18 protein-coding genes and 1 riboswitch are annotated in these 16478 nt (G+C 73.6%); of the genes, 8 read left to right on the forward strand and 10 right to left on the reverse strand.

Translation table 11 applies throughout. The annotated features are described in order from the left end of the window. Positions 1-8: 8 nt before the first annotated feature. The 3 genes from ACI6PP_RS16560 to ACI6PP_RS16570 form a co-directional block, all read right to left on the reverse strand. A complete protein-coding gene (locus tag ACI6PP_RS16560; protein WP_421112718.1) occupies positions 9-326 on the reverse strand; it encodes a hypothetical protein in 318 nt (105 codons plus the stop codon). Further along, positions 326-1576, reverse strand: a complete 1251-nt coding sequence (locus tag ACI6PP_RS16565) for a MinD/ParA family ATP-binding protein (RefSeq protein WP_421112719.1) — start codon at positions 1574-1576, stop codon at positions 326-328. The genes ACI6PP_RS16560 and ACI6PP_RS16565 overlap by 1 nt, the downstream gene beginning before the upstream one ends. A gap of 109 nt (positions 1577-1685) precedes the next feature. Then, positions 1686-2459 carry a DUF8175 domain-containg protein gene (locus tag ACI6PP_RS16570; RefSeq protein WP_421112720.1) on the reverse strand — a complete coding sequence of 258 codons (774 nt, stop codon included), beginning with the start codon at positions 2457-2459 and terminating at the stop codon, positions 1686-1688. Between the two features lie 76 nt (positions 2460-2535). On the opposite strand from ACI6PP_RS16570, the gene ACI6PP_RS16575 reads away from it, so the two are divergent. The 3 genes from ACI6PP_RS16575 to ACI6PP_RS16585 are packed head-to-tail and all read left to right on the forward strand — an operon-like array spanning position 2536 to position 4977. Then, positions 2536-3564, forward strand: coding sequence for a peptidoglycan DD-metalloendopeptidase family protein (locus tag ACI6PP_RS16575; protein ID WP_421112721.1), 1029 nt, complete (start codon positions 2536-2538; stop codon positions 3562-3564). Between the two features lie 38 nt (positions 3565-3602). Continuing rightward, positions 3603-4436 (forward strand): hypothetical protein, encoded by an 834-nt coding sequence (locus tag ACI6PP_RS16580; RefSeq protein ID WP_421112722.1) that lies wholly within the window; start codon positions 3603-3605, stop codon positions 4434-4436. Further along, positions 4420-4977, forward strand: coding sequence for a DUF1697 domain-containing protein (locus tag ACI6PP_RS16585; RefSeq protein WP_421112723.1), 558 nt, complete (start codon positions 4420-4422; stop codon positions 4975-4977). The genes ACI6PP_RS16580 and ACI6PP_RS16585 overlap by 17 nt, the downstream gene beginning before the upstream one ends. Before the next feature lie 99 nt (positions 4978-5076). Here ACI6PP_RS16585 and serA read toward each other — a convergent pair whose 3' ends face one another. From serA to ACI6PP_RS16600, 3 genes are all read right to left on the reverse strand, one after another. Next, entirely contained in the window at positions 5077-6315 is a 1239-nt protein-coding gene (gene serA, locus ACI6PP_RS16590) for a phosphoglycerate dehydrogenase (RefSeq protein WP_421112724.1), read from the reverse strand. A 68-nt stretch (positions 6316-6383) separates the two neighbouring features. Beyond that, positions 6384-6474, reverse strand: a riboswitch (ZMP/ZTP riboswitch). A gap of 4 nt (positions 6475-6478) precedes the next feature. Next, positions 6479-7210, reverse strand: a complete 732-nt coding sequence (locus ACI6PP_RS16595; protein ID WP_421112725.1) for a lipoyl protein ligase domain-containing protein — start codon at positions 7208-7210, stop codon at positions 6479-6481. A 2-nt stretch (positions 7211-7212) separates the two neighbouring features. Further along, a complete protein-coding gene (locus ACI6PP_RS16600) occupies positions 7213-7632 on the reverse strand; it encodes a PaaI family thioesterase (RefSeq protein ID WP_421112726.1) in 420 nt (139 codons plus the stop codon). A gap of 57 nt (positions 7633-7689) precedes the next feature. Here ACI6PP_RS16600 and ACI6PP_RS16605 point away from each other — a divergent pair, with 57 nt between their 5' ends. From ACI6PP_RS16605 to ACI6PP_RS16615, 3 genes are read left to right on the forward strand one after another with little or no spacing between them, the layout of a single operon-like run. After that, the gene (locus ACI6PP_RS16605) at positions 7690-7986 is read left to right on the forward strand and encodes a metal-sensitive transcriptional regulator (protein ID WP_421112727.1); all 297 of its coding nucleotides are present in this window, start codon (positions 7690-7692) and stop codon (positions 7984-7986) included. An 11-nt stretch (positions 7987-7997) separates the two neighbouring features. Beyond that, on the forward strand, positions 7998-8216 hold the full coding sequence (locus tag ACI6PP_RS16610) for a heavy-metal-associated domain-containing protein (protein ID WP_421112728.1): 219 nt from the start codon (positions 7998-8000) through the stop codon (positions 8214-8216). A 29-nt stretch (positions 8217-8245) separates the two neighbouring features. Further along, positions 8246-10411 carry a heavy metal translocating P-type ATPase gene (locus ACI6PP_RS16615; RefSeq protein ID WP_421112735.1) on the forward strand — a complete coding sequence of 722 codons (2166 nt, stop codon included), beginning with the start codon at positions 8246-8248 and terminating at the stop codon, positions 10409-10411. 91 nt (positions 10412-10502) lie between these two features. On the opposite strand, the gene ACI6PP_RS16620 is transcribed toward ACI6PP_RS16615, so the two are convergent. The 4 genes from ACI6PP_RS16620 to ACI6PP_RS16635 form a co-directional block, all read right to left on the reverse strand. Then, on the reverse strand, positions 10503-11447 hold the full coding sequence (locus tag ACI6PP_RS16620; RefSeq protein ID WP_421112729.1) for a hypothetical protein: 945 nt from the start codon (positions 11445-11447) through the stop codon (positions 10503-10505). Between the two features lie 122 nt (positions 11448-11569). Next, positions 11570-12553 (reverse strand): NAD-dependent epimerase/dehydratase family protein, encoded by a 984-nt coding sequence (locus ACI6PP_RS16625; protein WP_421112730.1) that lies wholly within the window; start codon positions 12551-12553, stop codon positions 11570-11572. Positions 12554-12613: 60 nt separating this feature from the next. Next, on the reverse strand, positions 12614-13396 hold the full coding sequence (locus ACI6PP_RS16630; RefSeq protein ID WP_421112731.1) for a CPBP family intramembrane glutamic endopeptidase: 783 nt from the start codon (positions 13394-13396) through the stop codon (positions 12614-12616). Beyond that, the gene (locus ACI6PP_RS16635; RefSeq protein ID WP_421112732.1) at positions 13393-14292 is read right to left on the reverse strand and encodes an NAD(P)H-binding protein; all 900 of its coding nucleotides are present in this window, start codon (positions 14290-14292) and stop codon (positions 13393-13395) included. Before ACI6PP_RS16635 ends, ACI6PP_RS16630 begins: the two co-directional genes overlap by 4 nt. A gap of 52 nt (positions 14293-14344) precedes the next feature. Between ACI6PP_RS16635 and ACI6PP_RS16640 the strand changes: the two genes are divergently transcribed. Together ACI6PP_RS16640 and ACI6PP_RS16645 are read left to right on the forward strand one after the other, a co-directional pair. Beyond that, complete coding sequence (locus tag ACI6PP_RS16640) at positions 14345-15205, forward strand: SDR family oxidoreductase (protein ID WP_421112733.1); 861 nt, start codon at positions 14345-14347, stop codon at positions 15203-15205. A 20-nt stretch (positions 15206-15225) separates the two neighbouring features. Further along, positions 15226-16478: ABC transporter ATP-binding protein (locus ACI6PP_RS16645; RefSeq protein ID WP_421112734.1), on the forward strand; the 1253-nt coding region annotated here is incomplete at its 3' end.

Below are 16478 nucleotides of genomic sequence, written 5' to 3' on the forward strand. Positions count from 1 at the left end.
GGTGCGCCTCACGCTCCGACGAGCACGCCGAAGATCACCGGCACCGCGGCGAGGAGCACCGCGGCGGCGGCGTTGCGCAGCAGCTGGTTGCGGGCGTCGTCGAGGTCGTCGCCGTACCCGCCCTTGCGGCTGGTGGCGACGCGCGCGATCGCGAGGAGCAGGCAGAACGCGACGTAGACGAACGCCGCCGCCCACACGATCGCCAGGAAGGTGCCGATGCGCGAGGTGAACAGTCCCTCGAACGGCCCGAAGTCCGGGCTGATCCCGTCGAACGGGTTGAAGCCGGTGCCGCCGTCCTCGGACGCGCGGACGAGGGCCTGCAGCATCACAGGGCCTCGGCCATGGCCGCGCAGGCCCGCAGCCACGCGTTGCGGGTGGCGTCGGACAGACGGCTGTAGTCGACCACCGAGCCCGAGACGAGCACGCGGTCGAACGGCACCCGCACGACGTGCTTGGACCGCGACGCGTAGGCCTGCGTCAGCGACTCGGCGAGCTCCTTGTCGACGTTCTGCGCCGGGTCGGACAGGATCGTGATGGAGCGCGCGACGAGGTCCTGACGCCCCTCGGCGACGAGCGCGTCCAGCATCCACAGGCCCGAGTAGCCGGTGTCCTCGCGGACCGTGGTGGTGACGACGAGCAGGTCGGCGGAGTCGACCGCGGCCAGCCAGTTCTCGGCGCGGATGTTGTTGCCGGTGTCGACCAGCACCATCCGGTAGAAGCGGTTGAGCAGGTGGTGCAGGTTGCGGAAGTCGTCGGCGTGGATCGTGCCGGTGACGCCGGGCTGCTCGTCCGAGGCCAGCAGGTCGAAGTGCGCCTCGCCCTGCGAGCGGACGTAGCCGCCGAGGTCGCCCAGGCGGGCGCGGAACACGTCGGAGAATCGCTCGCGGGCGGCGAGCAGCTCGCGGGCGGTGTTGTTGTGGTTGGCGCGCAGGCCGCGGACGCCGAGCGTGCCGCGGGTCTCGTTGTTGTCCCAGGCGACGACGCCGCCGCCGCGCACGGTGCCGAAGGTGTAGCCCGACATCAGGACGCTGGTGGTCTTGGCCGCACCGCCCTTGGGGTTGACGAACACGATGGTGCGCGGCCCCTCGAACGAGCGCTGGACGGCGCTGCGGTCGCGGTTGTGGGCCTGCTCGGCCTTGCCCATCGTGGGCTTGACCAGCCCGAAGGTGAGCTTGCGGACCAGGCCGCGCCAGCCCCACGTCGCGGGGCCGAGGGGTGCGGTGCGCTGGCGACCCTCGAGGAAGTCGTCGGCCGAGACCGGGCCCCTGGGCACCGGTGCGGGCTCGGGCGCGTGGCTCGGCGGGGGCTGCTGGCCCCAGCCGCCCGGCTGCGGCTCACGGTGCTGCTGGGGCTGGTTCTCGTACGGCGGGCGCCCCTGGGGCGCCTGCTGCGGCGGCGCGACGCGTCGACCGGGCTGCGGCGCGGCGGGGGCGTGCTGGCCCTGCGGCGGCGGACCTTGCGGCGCGGCCTGCTGCGGCGGGCGCTGCGACGGCTGCGGCGCCCGCTCGGCCGGCTGCTGGTGCGCGGCGCCCGGAGGCGCGGCGTTGCGTCGCTGGGCGAACTGCTCGCCGCTCATCATCTGCTCCTCGTCGGCCACCCGACGTCCCCCGTCCGTGTGCGTGCTTCGCGCGACCCGTGGTCGCGCCTCCCCAGTGTGAGGGACGTGCCTGCCTGTCGTCCTCGGGTCAGGACGATAGTTCCGAGATCGGACGTATGTCCGCCGTGGGTGGTTCCGCGGCCCATCCCGACGGCAGCGGGAACCTCGCCCGCCAGTCGCCACGGGCCCACTGGAGCCGCACGGTGCGCCGCATCCAGGTGGCCGAGCCGGCCGTCCGGGCCCAGATCGTGACGCTCGCGAGCCGCCGGTCGGACGTCAGGCCCGAGTAGGCGACCACGCGCACCGGCGGGCTCCAGATGCTCGGTGGTCCCTGGCCGGCGTCGGTGTCGGACGGGCGGTCGCGGCGGGCGCGCTCGTCGGCCGTGAGCCGGGAGTCCCACTGGGCGGCGGCCCGCTCGGTGCGGGTGCGCACGCGCTCGACGCGGCTGCGCGGCACGCCGCCGTCGACCACCGGACGCCAGAGCGCGCGGGGCTGACGGGCGTCGGCGGCGACCGCCACGTGCGCGGCGGCGAGCACGGCCCCGGCGGCGTCCCGCGTCCAGCCCGACGCGGTGCCCGCGGCGACGGTGCGCGGGCCGGCAGCCCCTCCGGGCACCGAGGCGCCCAGGTAGTCGCGGAACGTCAGGCCCGTCGGGCCGTTCGCGGTGGAGAAGGCGGTCGGCGTCGCGGGCGGGACGACGGGCGTCGCGGTCGTCGCCGGGGGCGCGGTGGCCGTCGCGGACGGGGCCGTCGTGGCGCCGGTGACGGGGTCGGTGCCGTCGGCCCCCGAGGTGCACGCCGTCAGCGCCAGCACCGCCGACGAGGTCAGCGCGGCCCACGTCGGCACGCGTCGCAGCACCATCGATCCCCCTTCGGTCGGTGCACAGTGAACCACCGTTCGGGGGCGCGGCCCGGGACGATGGCCCACACTGTGTGCCGTGGGGGGCTCTCGGGAGGAGCGCGGCGAGGTGCGCGCGCTGCGTCTGCTGGCGGCGCTCGGCGTGCTGCCGGTGGTCGTCCTGGGGCTCGTCGTCGTGCTCGGCTCGCAGGACCGCGACGACGTCGCCGCGGCCGGCACGTACGGCACCGGCCTGGTCACCACCGGCATCCCCGCCGAGGTGCTGCCGTGGATCGTCCGCGCCTCCGAGCAGTGTCCGGACGTCTCGGCCCCACTGCTCGCCGCGCAGCTCGAGGCCGAGAGCGGGTTCGCCGCCGACGCCCGCAGCCCCGCCGGCGCCCAGGGCATCGCGCAGTTCCTGCCGGCCACCTGGCAGCAGTACGGGCGCGACGAGGACGGCAACGGGTTCGCGAGCCCGTTCGACGTCGGCGACGCCGTGATGACGCAGGGCCGCTACATGTGCGAGCTGTTCGGCGGCGTCGTGGGCTTCCAGGGCGACCGCAACGAGCTGGCGCTCGCGGCCTACAACGCGGGGCTCGGCAACGTCACCCGGTTCGACGGCGTCCCGCCGTTCGCCGAGACGCGGGCGTACATCGCGCGGATCGCAGCCGGCGTCACGAGGTTCACCGCGGTGTCCACCGGGCCGGTGACGTTCCCGCTGCCGGCCACCGCGCAGTTCGTCGACAACCAGAACTTCGGCAGCAGCGGGTCGCACTGGTCGTCGCGGCACACCGGCAACGACTTCTCCACCCCGTGCGGCACCCCGGTGCTGGCCGCCAACGCGGGCACGGTCGCCGTCGTCACCGACCAGGGCTGGTCGGGGCCGTGGCTGGTCCAGGTCGCGACCGGGCCCGGTCGCCTGACCACCTGGTACGCCCACATGATGCGGATCGTCGTGACCGACGGGCAGGTCGTGCAGGCGGGCCAGCAGATCGGGTTCGTCGGCACCGAGGGCAACTCCAGCGGCTGCCACCTCCACCTCGAGCTGCACCCCCGCGGGGGCTCGATCTACGAGGACGCCACCGACCCCGTCCCGTGGCTGCGCGAGGCGGGCGCCTACCCGGGCTGAGCGGGGCCGGGGGTGGACGCGCTCGGTAGGGTCGGGTCATGGAAGTCCTGATCGTCCTGCTCGTGATCATCGCCGCCGTGATCGTCTACACGACGCGGCAGAACAGGATCGCCGCGCAGAAGCGCGCGGAGATCGAGTCGGCCGAGCTCGACAAGGTGCGCAAGGTCGTCGACGAGGACGTCACCGCCCTCGGCGAGGAGCTCCAGGACCTCGACGCCGACCTCCTGGTCCACGAGCTCGACGAGGGCCAGCGCTCGGACTACCAGCGCGCGCTCGACGCCTACGAGTCGGCCAAGGAGTCGTCCGCGGCGATGACCAAGCCCGACGACGTCAGGAACGTCACCTCGATCCTGGAGGACGGCCGCTACGCGATCGCCTGCGTGCGCGCCCGCGTCGCCGGCGAGCCGCTGCCCACGCGTCGTCCGCCGTGCTTCTTCGACCCGCGCCACGGGATGTCGATCGAGGACGTCCTGTACGCCCCCGACGGCGGCATCGAGCGCGACGTCCCCGCCTGCGCCCTCGACGCCGAGCGCGTCAAGGCCGGCGCAGACCCCGACGTGCGCCAGGTGATGCAGGGCTCGCAGCGCGTCCCGTACTGGCAGGGCGGTCGGGCCTACCAGCCCTACGCGGCCGGGTACTTCTCGGCCTACGACGTGATGCCGATGATCTTCATGGGCACGATGATGGGCTCGATGCTCGGCGGCGGCTTCGGTGGCGGCTACGACGGCGGCGACTCCGGTGGTGACGGGGGCGACGGCGGTGGCGGTGACTCCGGTGGCGAAGGCGGCGGTGGCGACGGCGGCTGGTTCGGCGGTGGCGACGGCGGCGGTGGCGACGGCGGCGGGTTCGACTTCGGTGGCTTCGACTTCTGAGCCGATGGTCGAGCGACGGGTGGTGCTGTTGCGCGCGGTGAACCTGGGCGCGCGCAACAAGGTGCCGATGGCCAGGCTGCGCGAGCTGGTGACGTCGGCCGGGGCCACCGAGGTGTCGACGTTCATCGCGAGCGGCAACCTGCTGTGCGTCCCGCCCGGTGACCCCGCGGAGTTCGACCGGACCGTCGAGGCCCTGGTGCTGGACGATCTCGGCGTCACCACCGACGCGATCTCACGCTCGGCGTCCGAGCTGCTCGCCGCACGCGAGGCGCACCGGCTGCCGGTGGTCGAGCCCAAGCTGTCGCACGTGTGGTTCCTGCGCGACGACCCCGACCCCGACGGGGTCGCGGCGCTGCGCGAGCGCGCCACGCCGGGCGCCGAGTGGGAGCACGTCGGCCGCGAGCTGCACATCCGCTACACCGGCGACGGCGTGCACGACTCCAAGCTCACCGCGCCCCTGATGAACAGGCTCCTCGGCACCCCCGGCACCGGCCGCAACCTGACGACGGTCGAGAAGCTCCACGCCCTCGCCACGCCCTGACGTCCCCTCCGTCCGCGATCTGGAGCCTTGGTGTGCCCAAACAATGGCTCAGACCACCCGAAGGCTTCAGATCGCGGACGGGAGGGGACGTCCGACGCGTCAGGAGAGCTGGCGCACCCGGATGGTCTCGGGGAGGGACGCGAGGGCGCTGAAGGCGTCGGCGGGCAGCTCGTCGCCGACGTCGGTGATGACGTAGCCCAGCTCGCCGCGGGTGCCGAGCGACTGGCCCTCGATGTTGACGCCGTGCTCGCCCAGCAGGCTGTTGATCGCCGAGAGGACGCCCGGCACGTTGCGGTGCACGTGGACGACGCGGTGGTGCGCGCCGTACGCCGGCAGGCTCAGGTGCGGCAGGTTCGGGCTGAGCTCGGTGCCGCCGTCGCGCAGGTAGGAGTTGAGCTTGGCCGAGACGAAGCGGCCGATGTCCTGCTGGGCCTCCATCGTCGAGCCGCCCACGTGCGGGGTGAGGATGACGTTGGCCAGCCCGCGCAGGTCGGACTCGAACGGGTCGCCCTGCGCCTTGGGCTCGACCGGGAACACGTCGAGCGCCGCGCCAGCGATGTGGCCGGACTCGATGTTCTCGCGCAGGGCCGCGGTGTCTACGGCGATGCCGCGCGAGAGGTTGAGGAAGAACGAGCGCGGACGCATCTGCGCGAACTGCTCGGCGCCGAACAGGCCCGCGTTGCCGGGGCGCCCGTCGACGTGCAGCGTGACGGCGTCCACGGTGCCGAGGAGCTCCTCGAGCGACTCGCAGCGCTTGGCGTTGCCGAGCGCGAGCTTGTCGGCGCTGTCGTAGAAGTAGACCTGCATGCCGAGGGCCTCGGCGACGACCGACAGCTGGCTGCCGATGTTGCCGTAGCCGACGATGCCGAGTCGACGGCCGCGGATCTCGTGGCTGCCGGCGGCCGACTTGTTCCAGACGCCCGCGTGCATGTCGGTGGACTTCTCGTGCAGGCGGCGGGCCAGCGAGATGATCTCGCCGATCGCGAGCTCGACGACGCTGCGGGTGTTGGAGAACGGCGCGTTGAACACCGCGACGCCCCGCGCGGCGGCGGCCGCGAGGTCGATCTGGTTGGTGCCGATGCAGAACGCACCGACGGCCAGCAGGTCGGGGGCGGCGTCCAGGACCTTCTCGGTGACGTACGTGGTGGAGCGGATGCCGAGCAGGTGGACGCCCTGGATCGCCTCGATCAGGTCGTCCTCGCCGAGCGCACCCTTGCCCTCGGTGACGTCGTAGCCCTGCCGGCGCAGGAAGTCGGCGCCGTCGGGGTGGATGTTCTCGAGGAGCAGGACGCGGACGTCGCCGTCCTCGAGGCGCGAGGGGCCGGGGGTCTGGGTCATGGGCGTGTTCCTGATCAGGGTCTGGGTCGTCACGGTGTGCCTCTCGGGGTCTGCGTCAGCGGGAGCCGACACAGGGCCCAGGCGAACGGTCCCGCGTCACGATCGTGCGGGGCCGCTCCCTGGTGGTCTCCCACCCCAACGCCAGTCGCGGCCCACGGCCATCCTAGGGCGTGCCCACCTGGTGCCCGGGCAGGAACCGTTCGGCGAGACGGTCGACGGTGACCGGCGCCACGGTCGTCGCGTCGGGCGCGAGGACGCGCACCGCGTCCGTCAGCAGGGCCTCGAGCGCGTCGTCGGTGGCCGACGGCACCTCGTCGCGCACCGCGCCCACCGACGCGGGGTCGAACGGCTGACCGAGCCCGGCGTAGACGTCGGCCAGCACGGGACGCAGCGCCGCGGCGTCGTCGGTCACGAGGACGACGCTGAACAGCCACGCGTCGCGCACCACCCGCTGGGCGGTGCCGGCGAGCTTGGACGTGCCGCGGGCGTTGACGCTGTGCGCGCCGGGGCAGTACTCGCCGGGCACCTCGCCGTGGCGGGCGTCGACGCCGATGCCGCGCAGCGCCTCGGCCAGGGCCTCCCCGGCCGCGACGAACCGCGCGCGCATGCGGGCGTTGGGCCGCGGCTCGGGCACCACGACGTCCGCGACCAGTGCCGCGGTCGTGTACGCGACGGCCTTGCCGCCGGGCGCACGGACGACGGGCGTGAAGCCGTGGGCGCGTGCGGCGCGCACCGCGTCGCCGAAGCCCGCGCGGCGCGTGTCCGACCCGCCGAACGCGACGGCCGGCGCGGGCGGCCGGTGGACGAGGATCGTCGGACCGACGTCGCCGGCGCTGGCGGCGCGCAGCAGCGCGTGGGCGCGGGCGAGGCCCCGGGCGGGGTCGTCCGCGGGCATCGTCAGCGGCGGATGGCGTCCGCGGTGCCCTTGGGGGCAGCGCGGTCGAGGTTGGTCAGGCGGACGTGGCCGCGGGCGACGAGCGCCCCGGCCGAGCCGCGGGTCTCGATCAGCCACAGCTGCGACGAGCGTCCCTGGTGGACGGGCGTCGCGCGGGTGGTGAGGGTGTCGCCGGGGCCGGCCTGGCCGATGAAGTCGGTGTTGTTGTTGACGCCGACCACCACCTTCTCGTCGCCGACGTACACCTGGCCGCCCATGCTCGCCGTCGACTCGTTGACGTAGCAGTAGATGCCGCCGTGCACGAGGCCGAACGGCTGCAGGTGCCGCTCGGTGACCGTCCAGTGCACGACGACCTCGTCGGCGCGCACGCGCTCCCAGTCGAACTTCAGGACGTCGTCGAGTCCGCGGATGTCGTCGCTCATGCTCCCGATCCTCCCCCTCGGTTTGAAAGCGATACCCCCCATGGGTATGTTCGAGGCATGGAGCAGGCCGTCGGGTACGTGGAGTCGCAGGACAAGAAGGCGCTGCTGACGCGGCTGCGTCGCATCGAGGGCCAGGTGCGCGGCATCCACCGGATGGTCGACGAGGAGACGTACTGCATCGACGTCCTCACCCAGGTGTCCGCGACGACGCGGGCGCTGGAGTCCGTCGCGCTGAAGCTGCTCGAGGAGCACCTGTCGCACTGCGTCGCGCACGCCGTCGCCGCCGGCGGCGAGGAGGCCGACGCGAAGGTCAAGGAGGCCAGCGACGCGATCGCGCGGCTGGTCCGGTCATGAGAGGACAAGCCGTGGAGAGCACCTACGCCGTCACCGGGATGACCTGCGAGCACTGCGCCCGCGCCGTCACCGAGGAGGTCGGCGACCTGCCCGGCGTCACCTCCGTCGAGGTCGCGCTGGTCGCCGGCGGCACGTCGACGGTCCGGGTGAGCAGCGAGGCACCCCTCGCCGACGCCGACGTCGCCGCCGCGCTCGACGAGGCGGGCGACTACCTGCTGGCGGCGTCGTGAGCACCAGCTACGACCTCGAGGTCCAGGGCATGACGTGCGCGTCGTGCGCGGCCCGCGTCGAGAAGAAGCTCAACAAGCTCGACGGCGTGACCGCCAGCGTCAACTTCGCCACCGAGAAGGCCCACGTCGAGGCGCCGGACTCGGTGTCCGCGGACGAGATCGTGCAGACCGTCGAGGCCACCGGGTACGGGGCCACGCTGGCGCGGCGTCCGGGCACCGAGGAGCCCGCCGGGCACGACCACATGACCGACGACGAGGGCGCGGACGACGCGATGCGACAGCGCCTCGTCGTCTCGGCCCTGCTGGCCGTGCCGGTGGTGGTGCTCTCGATGGTGCCGCCGCTGCAGTTCGAGAACTGGCAGTGGCTGGTGCTGACGCTCGCCGCGCCCGTCGCGGTGTGGGGCGCGTGGCCGTTCCACCGCGCCGCCGTGCTCGCGGCGCGCCACGGGTCGTCGTCGATGGACACGCTGATCTCGATCGGCGTCGTCGCGGCGTTCGGGTGGTCGCTCTGGGCGCTGTTCGTGGGCGACGCCGGCGAGCCCGGGATGACCATGGAGTGGTCGTGGTTCGCGTCGGGGCAGCACGAGATCTACCTCGAGGTCGCCTCGGCCGTCACGGTGTTCCTGCTGCTCGGGCGCACGCTGGAGAACCGCGCCAAGCGGCAGGCGGGTGCGGCTGTGCGCGCCCTGCTCGACCTCGGCGCCAAGGAGGTGACCGTCGTCCGCGACGGCGGCACCGTGACCGTCCCGCTGTCGGCGCTGGCCGTCGGCGAGCACTTCGTGGTCCGTCCGGGCGAGAAGATCGCCACCGACGGCACCGTCGTCGAGGGTGCGTCGGCCGTGGACGAGTCGATGCTCACGGGCGAGTCGGTGCCCGTCGAGGTGACGCGGGGGTCCGACGTCACCGGGGGCACCGTCAACGCCGGCGGACGACTCGTCGTCCGTGCGTCCGCGGTGGGCGAGGACACCCGCCTGGCCGGGCTCGCACGGCTCGTCGAGCAGGCGCAGAGCGGCAAGGCCGACGTCCAGCGACTGGCCGACCGCACGTCCGCGGTGTTCGTGCCGGTGGTGCTGGTCGTCGCCGCCGCGACGCTGGCCGCGTGGCTGCTGCTGGGGCTCGGCGCGTCCGGGGCCTTCACGGCCGCGGTCGCCGTCCTGATCATCGCGTGCCCGTGCGCGCTCGGGCTGGCCACGCCGACCGCGCTGCTCGCCGGCACCGGACGCGGCGCGCAGCTGGGCGTCCTGGTCAAGGGGCCCCAGGTGCTGGAGTCGGCGCTCGGCGTCGACACCGTCGTCCTCGACAAGACCGGCACCGTGACCCGCGGCGAGATGACGCTGCGGCGGGTGGTGGCGTCCGGGGTCGCCGAGGACGAGCTGCTGGCGGTGACCGCGGCCGTCGAGGCGGCGTCCGAGCACCCGGTGGGGGCGGCGATCGTCCGCGCCGCGGGTGCGGTGGACGTCGTGGAGGGCTTCGCGTCCGAGGCTGGACGCGGGGTGCGCGGACGCGTGGGCGGGCGTGACGTCGTCGCCGGTCGCGGCACCTGGGTGGCCGAGGTGGCCCCGCTGCCCGCCGAGCTGGTCGCGGCCGTCGACGCCGAGGCCGACGCGACGCCCGTGTGGGTCGCGTGGGACGGCGAGGTGCGCGGTGTGCTGCTCGTCGCCGACGTCGTCAAGGACGGCGCGGCCGACGCCGTCCGCCGGCTGCGCGCGCTCGGCCTGAGCCCCGTGCTGCTGACCGGTGACCGCCGCAGCGTCGCCGAGCAGGTGGCGTCCGAGGTGGGCATCGACGAGGTGGTGGCCGAGGTGCTGCCCGACGAGAAGGTCGACGTCGTCCGCCGGCTGCAGGCGCAGGGACGCGTCGTGGCGATGGTCGGCGACGGCGTGAACGACGCCGCGGCGCTGGCCGCGTCCGACCTCGGCATCGCGATGGGCACGGGCACCGACGCGGCGATCGAGGCCTCCGACCTGACGATCGCGGGCGGCGACCTGGCGCTCGTCGCGGACGCCGTCGAGCTCTCGCGCACCACCCTGCGCACGATCAGGCAGAACCTCGTGTGGGCCTTCGGCTACAACGTCGCCGCCATCCCCCTCGCCGCCCTCGGCCTGCTCAACCCCCTCATCGCGGGAGCCGCCATGGCCCTCTCGTCGGTCTTCGTCGTCTCCAACTCCCTCCGCCTCCGCACCTTCCACCGCTGACGCCCCCGGGGGAGTCCGCGAGATACGGGTTCTGCACCACGCAGAGCGAGATCTTGGTGCAGAACCCGTATCTCGACGGTGTCGGCAGACGTCAGGACTGCGTGGCGAGGAGGTGGCGGCGCCAGTTCTGGTGCGGGTAGCGCGGGACGCCGACCGCACCGCGGGTGATCAGCGCGTGGTGGACGCGGTCGACGACGGCGTCGGGGTGGCGGAACAGGTGGTCGGCGACCACCACGATGACGATCCACCCGTCGGCGGCCATGCCCTCGACCCGCAGGACGTCGCGGGCCCACTGCCGGCGGTCGTCGGCGTGGTGGCGGCCGTCGTACTCGATGGCGATCTTGAGCTCGGGGTAGCTGAGGTCGGGCGTCGCGAGCCAGTTGCCGGCGGCGTCGAAGGCCGGCCGTCCGACGACGGGTTCGGGCAGGTCGGCGAACACCAGCAGCAGCCGCAGCAGCGTCTCGGCGCGGGAGTCGACACCCTCGCGCACGAGGCTCGCCGCCCACCGTGCGCGTCGGATCCAGCGGCGACGGGGCTCGCGACAGCGCAGCCGCAGGGCCGCGAGCTCGATCAGCCTGCGCCGCACCGCGGCGTCACCGACGGCGACGAGGTCCCACAGGCAGAGCAGGACGGCGAGGTCGACGAACGTCTTGCCGACCGTCGTGACCGGGCGGCCGTCCACGATCATCGACGGCGGCCGCTCCTTGTACCGGTGCAGGTCGACGCCCGCCAGCTCCAGCCCGTTCCTGGACTGCGGCACCCAGAACGAAGGACGCGTCGTCGTCGGGACCGGAAGTCCCAGGAGGTGTCCGGCGGTTCCGTGCGAAGCGATGGCCTCGGCCGGCAGCGCCAGGAACCCCGCGTCCGTCATGACGTCACGGGTGGGCTCGAGGTCGGCGGGGGCGTGGACCCCGCGGAGCAGCGGGACGAACCGCCGACCGTTCAGGACTCGCGAGCTCAACCCGGCCGCCCGCGCCTCGGCGAGGGTGAACGGGCGGTCCCTCAGCTCGACTGGGACAGGAGTGGGCGCGGGCATCCGACCACGCTGCCGCCGATCGGCACCTCGAAACGGCTGTCCACAGGCCGAATCCGTCCGCGAGATACGGGTTCTGCACCACCGAAGGCGCTCGCGTGGTGCAGAACCCGTATCTCGGCGACTCAGGGCAGTCGCTCCAGGAGGGTGAGCTCGTCGGGGCGGGTGAGGCCGGCTGCTCGGGGGCGGGTCAGGCCCTGGTCCTGCTCCCACGCCAGGGTGTCGGTGAGGGTCTCGGCGAGCGGGCGGCACGACCAGCCCGCGTCCCTCGCCCGCTGCCCCGACCGGCCGCACATGCCCTCCATGCCGGACGGGAGCCACAGCGGGAGGGAGCGCTCGCCCATCCAGGGCTGCACCTCGTGGTCGACGAGCCAGGACGGGGACGCCGCCACGCGCCGCCCCGTGGACCCCGCGACGCGCGCCGCCGCGTCCAGCACCTCGCCGAACGGCGTCACGGGCGCGACGGCGTCGACCACTCCCGTCACCCCGTCCGAGGCGGCGGAGGCCAGCCAGGACGCGAGGTCGCGGACGTCGGCGGTCTGCGTCGGCAGGTCCGGGACGTCGGGGACGAGCACCGGCTCGTCGCCGGCCAGGGCGAGGCGCGACACCCAGTAGCCGAAGCGGTCGGTGGGGTCGCCCGGTCCGCCGATCAGCCCGGATCGCGCCACCAACGCCCGCGAACCCAGCGCGTCGGCGACCAGCTGCTCGCACCGCGCCTTCGCCGCGCCGTACTCCTCGAGCGGCGCCTCGTCTCCGTCGAACGGCGCCAGCACCTCGGCCGACTCGTCGGCCCCCGCGGTCGACGCGTCGGCGTACACCGAGCACGTCGACACGAGCGTCCAGTGCGCCACCCGCTCCCCCAGCGCCTCGACGGCCGACGCCACCTGGCCAGGCTGACGAGCGACGTCCACCACCGCGTCCCAGTCGCGCGACGCCACCGCGGCGTACGCGTCCGCGCGCGAGCGGTCGGCGACGACCTGCGTCACGCCGTCGGGGTAGCCGGCCGACCCGCGTGCCAGGCACGTGACGGCGTCACCCCGCGCGACGGCGGCGCGGGCCACCTCGCGTCCGAGCCACGCGGTACCACCGAGGACGAGCACGTCAGCCATGCGCACAGCACACGCCGACGGGCGCGGCCGCGGCAAGCCGCGTCCGCCAGGGGCAGAACGTCAGGCGGTGCCCTGGCTGTCGCCGTGCACGTGGGTCTCGCCGTCGTCGCGGAACAGCGGCGGGAGGTAGCGCAGCATCAGCCCGGACCAGGTGAGGTGGGTGAGCAGCGGCGCCTGGATGCCACCGGTGGCGCGCCGCTGCAGCGCGAACAGCCCGCCCATGAACCCGCCCGCGAGGACGAGCGCGGGGTTGCGGGTGGCCGCGGTGGCGAGCGTGTAGACCGCGGTCGACTTGAGCACCGGGTGGTCCTGGCCGACCGCCGCGTAGAGCGCCCCGCGGAAGAAGACCTCCTCGGCGGCGCCGTTGGCGAACGTCGTCAGCGTGACGAGCGGCCCGCTGCCCTGGTCGGCGTAGGCCAGCACCTTGGAGATGGCGCGGTCGAGCACCGGGATCTGCCGGCACACCAGCGCGGAGGCGTAGAAGAAGCCGAACGCCGCGACGCCCGTCGCGACCGGCACGATCACCGGACGACGCACGCTGCTGTCGCGGTACTCGATCCACCCGAGGTGGAGCGGACCCGAGCCCAGAGCGCCGGCCGTCCAGGTGGCGGCGACGGCGAGCGTCAGGCCGTAGAACTCCGTGGACGCCGGCTTGGTCGACAGCGAGACGCCCAGCAGTCCCGCACCGGCGACGCTGACGCCGGTCACGACCTTGCGGCGGTGACGGAACTCGCGGTCGTCCTGCCAGTGGTCGCGCGGCACCATGTACGACAGGTCGCGCGGGACGATGCCGAGGATCTTCTCGCGGCGGGCCTTGAGCGCCCGACGCAGCCGCCCGCTCACGACGCGCCCCTGACCTCGCGCGCCCGTTCCCCGAGCGCGGTGAGCACGGCCTGGTCGTAGTCCATCGGCTCGAACGGGACGATGCGACGGATCGAGTCGTCGCGGACGACCACCTCGTTGGACATGGAGTCGATCAGCGAGCGCCCGGTCTGGGTGTCGACGCTGGTGACGAGCGACAGCCAGTGCGACGACAGGCTGGGCGTCAGCAGCGGCACCGGGACGACGAGCATCTTGCGCCCCTCGATCTGTGCGACGCGGCGCATCATCTCGACGTACTCGAGCACCTCGGTGCCACCGACGTCGAGCCCGCGCCCCTTGGCCTCCTCGTTGCCGAGGACGCCCACCAGGTAGCGGACGACGTCGTCGACGGCGATCGGCTGGGTGCGGGTGCGCACCCACCGCGGCGTGATCATCGCGGGCAGGTGCTCGACGAGCTGGCGCGTCATCTCCCACGAGATGCCGCCGTGCCCGACGACGATGCCGGCGCGCAGGCTGGTGACGGGGACGCCGTCGGTGCCGAGCAGCTCCTCGACCTGGCGGCGGCTGCGCAGGTGCGCCGACAGGTCGTCGGCGTCGTCGCCGAGACCGCCGAGGTAGATGATCTGCTCCAGGCCGCCGTCCTTGGCCGCCTTGGAGAAGGCCTTCGCGGCCTCGGCGTCGAGGCGCTCGAAGTCCTCGTCGCCGAGCGAGTGCACCAGGTAGTAGGCGGCGGTGCATCCTTCGAGGGCCGCGGGCAGCGAGTCGTGGTCGTGGACGTCGCCGTAGGTGGCCTTGCCGACGCCCGTGTACGAGTCGGGGTGGCGCGTCATCGCGACCACCTCGTGGCCGGCCTCCTCGAGGGCCGGGCACAGCCGCTTGCCGACGAATCCGGACGCACCGGCCACGAGTACACGCATGCGTCGAACGTATCGGGGGAATCAGCGGCACGCTGGTCGGTGTTGCGTAGACGTGAGCACTCCCACGTCCCTCGTCGCCGTCACCGGCGCCTCCGGTGCGATCGGCGGTGGGGTCGCCCGCCGTCTCGCCGCCGCGGGCGTCCCGCAGCGCCTCGTCGTGCGCGACGCCTCACGTGCGCCCGAGCTGCCCGGGGCCGAGGTCGTCGTCGCCACCTACGGCGACGCCGGCGCCGTCCGCGACGCCCTCGTCGGCGTCGACACCGTCCTCATGGTCTCGGCGCACGAGTCCGACGACCGCATCGGCGAGCACCGGACGTTCGTGGAGTCCGCGGCCGAGGCGGGCGTCCGACAGGTGGTCTACCTGTCGTTCGTCGGCGCGTCGGCCACGTCGGGCTTCCTGCTCGGACGCGACCACGGCGCCACCGAGGACGTCCTGCGCGCGTCGGGCCTGGAGTGGACGTTCCTGCGCGACAACTTCTACGCCGAGATGCTGCCGGCCTGGGCCGGAGACGACGGCGCCCTCCGCGGCCCGGCGCGTGACGGACGGGTGGCCGCGGTCGCCCAGGACGACGTCGCCGACGTCGCCGCGGCCGTGCTGCAGGACCCCCGCGCGCACGCCGGACGCACCTACGACCTCACGGGCCCCGAGGCCCTGACGTTCGACGAGGTGGCCGCGATCCTCACCGACGTCACCGGCCGCCCGCACACCTACGTCGACGAGACGATGGACCAGGCCCGCGCCAGCCGCTCGGGCTACGACGCACCCGACTGGCTCGTCGACGCCTGGATCAGCACCTACACCGCCATCGCCGACGGCGAGCTCGCCGACGTGAGCGACGACGTCGCCACCCTCACCGGTCACCCCGCGACCCCGATCACGGAGGTCGTCGCACGAACCGCGCGCGCCGACTGAGACGGCCTACCCTCGGAGGCGTGACCACTCCCGCCGACGCACCGCAGGCGGACGACCGCGCTCCCGTCATCCCCCGGATCATGCGGATGCTGGCGCCGTACAAGACCAAGATGGTGCTCGTCGGGGTGGCGGTGGTCATCTCGGCCGCGCTGACGTCCCTCGTCCCGTTCCTCACCCGGGCGGTCTTCGACGACGCCCTGTTCCGCCCCGACGGCGGTGCGCCGCGCCTGGACCTGCTCGCCTGGCTCGTCGGCGGGATGATCGCGATCCCCGTCGTCACCGCGGGCATCGGCATCACGCAGAACTGGCTGACGTCGACGATCGGCAACTCGGCGATGGCCGACCTGCGCGGCGACCTGTTCGCGCACCTGCAGAAGATGGAGCTGGCGTTCTTCACCGGCACCAAGACCGGGGTCATCCAGTCGCGCCTGGCCAACGACGTCAGCGGCGTGCGCACCGTCCTCACCGACACCGCCACGACGATCCTGCAGAACTCCGTCACCGTCATCGCGGCGTTCGTCTCGATGGTGATCCTGTCGTGGCAGCTGACGATCCTCGCGCTCGTGCTGATGCCGGTGTTCGTCTACGTGCAGGTGCACGTCGGACGCCGCCGGCAGCGCGTCGCGCGACGCACGCAGGAGTCGCTGTCGGAGATGAGCGCGATCACCGAGGAGGCGCTGAGCGTCTCGGGCATCCTGCTCGCCAAGGTGTTCAACCGCTCGGAGTCCGAGGTCGAGCGCTACCGCGGCGAGAACCGCCGCCAGACGCGCCTGCAGGTGCAGGCCGCGATGACCGGCCGCACCTTCTTCGCGGTGATGCAGACGTTCTTCGCCGTCACGCCGGCGCTCGTCTACCTGCTGGCCGGGCTGATGCTCACCGGCGGCTCGGGCGCCGGGCTGACGGCGGGCACGCTCGTCGCGTTCACGACGCTCCAGGCGCGGCTGCAGATGCCGCTGCTGCAGCTGATGCGCGTCTCGCTCGACGTGCAGACGTCGCTGGCGCTGTTCCGCCGGATCTTCGAGTACCTCGACCTCGAGCCCGCGATCACCGAGCGTCCCGGCGCCGTGGCGCTCGACCCGGCCACGGTGCGCGGCGAGGTCGAGCTGCGCGACGTCTGGTTCCGCTACCCCGAGCCGCGCGAGCTCACCGAGGCGCCGCCGCGCGACCGCTTCGCCTCCGACGACGTGCACGGCGTGCCCGAGGCGCGCGAGCCCCGGGAGACCGGCCGCGAGCCCGTCGAGCCGGACGCGCCGCTCGCCGAGCCCACCTGGAC

Origin of the sequence: Solicola agrisoli (genome assembly GCF_049059935.1) — a bacterium.
Taxonomy (GTDB): Bacteria; Actinomycetota; Actinomycetes; order Propionibacteriales; family Nocardioidaceae; genus JAURVT01.

Coding starts and splice junctions, on each gene's coding strand:
- ACI6PP_RS16625 (WP_421112730.1), bottom strand. CDS start 12,553: ATGGCTGACGTGCTCGTCCTCGGTGGTACCGCGTGGCTCGGACGCGAG.
- ACI6PP_RS16615 (WP_421112735.1), top strand. CDS start 8,246: ATGACGTGCGCGTCGTGCGCGGCCCGCGTCGAGAAGAAGCTCAACAAG.
- ACI6PP_RS16620 (WP_421112729.1), bottom strand. CDS start 11,447: ATGCCCGCGCCCACTCCTGTCCCAGTCGAGCTGAGGGACCGCCCGTTC.
- ACI6PP_RS16605 (WP_421112727.1), top strand. CDS start 7,690: ATGGAGCAGGCCGTCGGGTACGTGGAGTCGCAGGACAAGAAGGCGCTG.
- ACI6PP_RS16570 (WP_421112720.1), bottom strand. CDS start 2,459: ATGGTGCTGCGACGCGTGCCGACGTGGGCCGCGCTGACCTCGTCGGCG.
- ACI6PP_RS16565 (WP_421112719.1), bottom strand. CDS start 1,576: ATGAGCGGCGAGCAGTTCGCCCAGCGACGCAACGCCGCGCCTCCGGGC.
- serA (WP_421112724.1), bottom strand. CDS start 6,315: ATGACCCAGACCCCCGGCCCCTCGCGCCTCGAGGACGGCGACGTCCGC.
- ACI6PP_RS16560 (WP_421112718.1), bottom strand. CDS start 326: ATGCTGCAGGCCCTCGTCCGCGCGTCCGAGGACGGCGGCACCGGCTTC.
- ACI6PP_RS16600 (WP_421112726.1), bottom strand. CDS start 7,632: ATGAGCGACGACATCCGCGGACTCGACGACGTCCTGAAGTTCGACTGG.
- ACI6PP_RS16580 (WP_421112722.1), top strand. CDS start 3,603: ATGGAAGTCCTGATCGTCCTGCTCGTGATCATCGCCGCCGTGATCGTC.
- ACI6PP_RS16635 (WP_421112732.1), bottom strand. CDS start 14,292: ATGCGTGTACTCGTGGCCGGTGCGTCCGGATTCGTCGGCAAGCGGCTG.
- ACI6PP_RS16595 (WP_421112725.1), bottom strand. CDS start 7,210: ATGCCCGCGGACGACCCCGCCCGGGGCCTCGCCCGCGCCCACGCGCTG.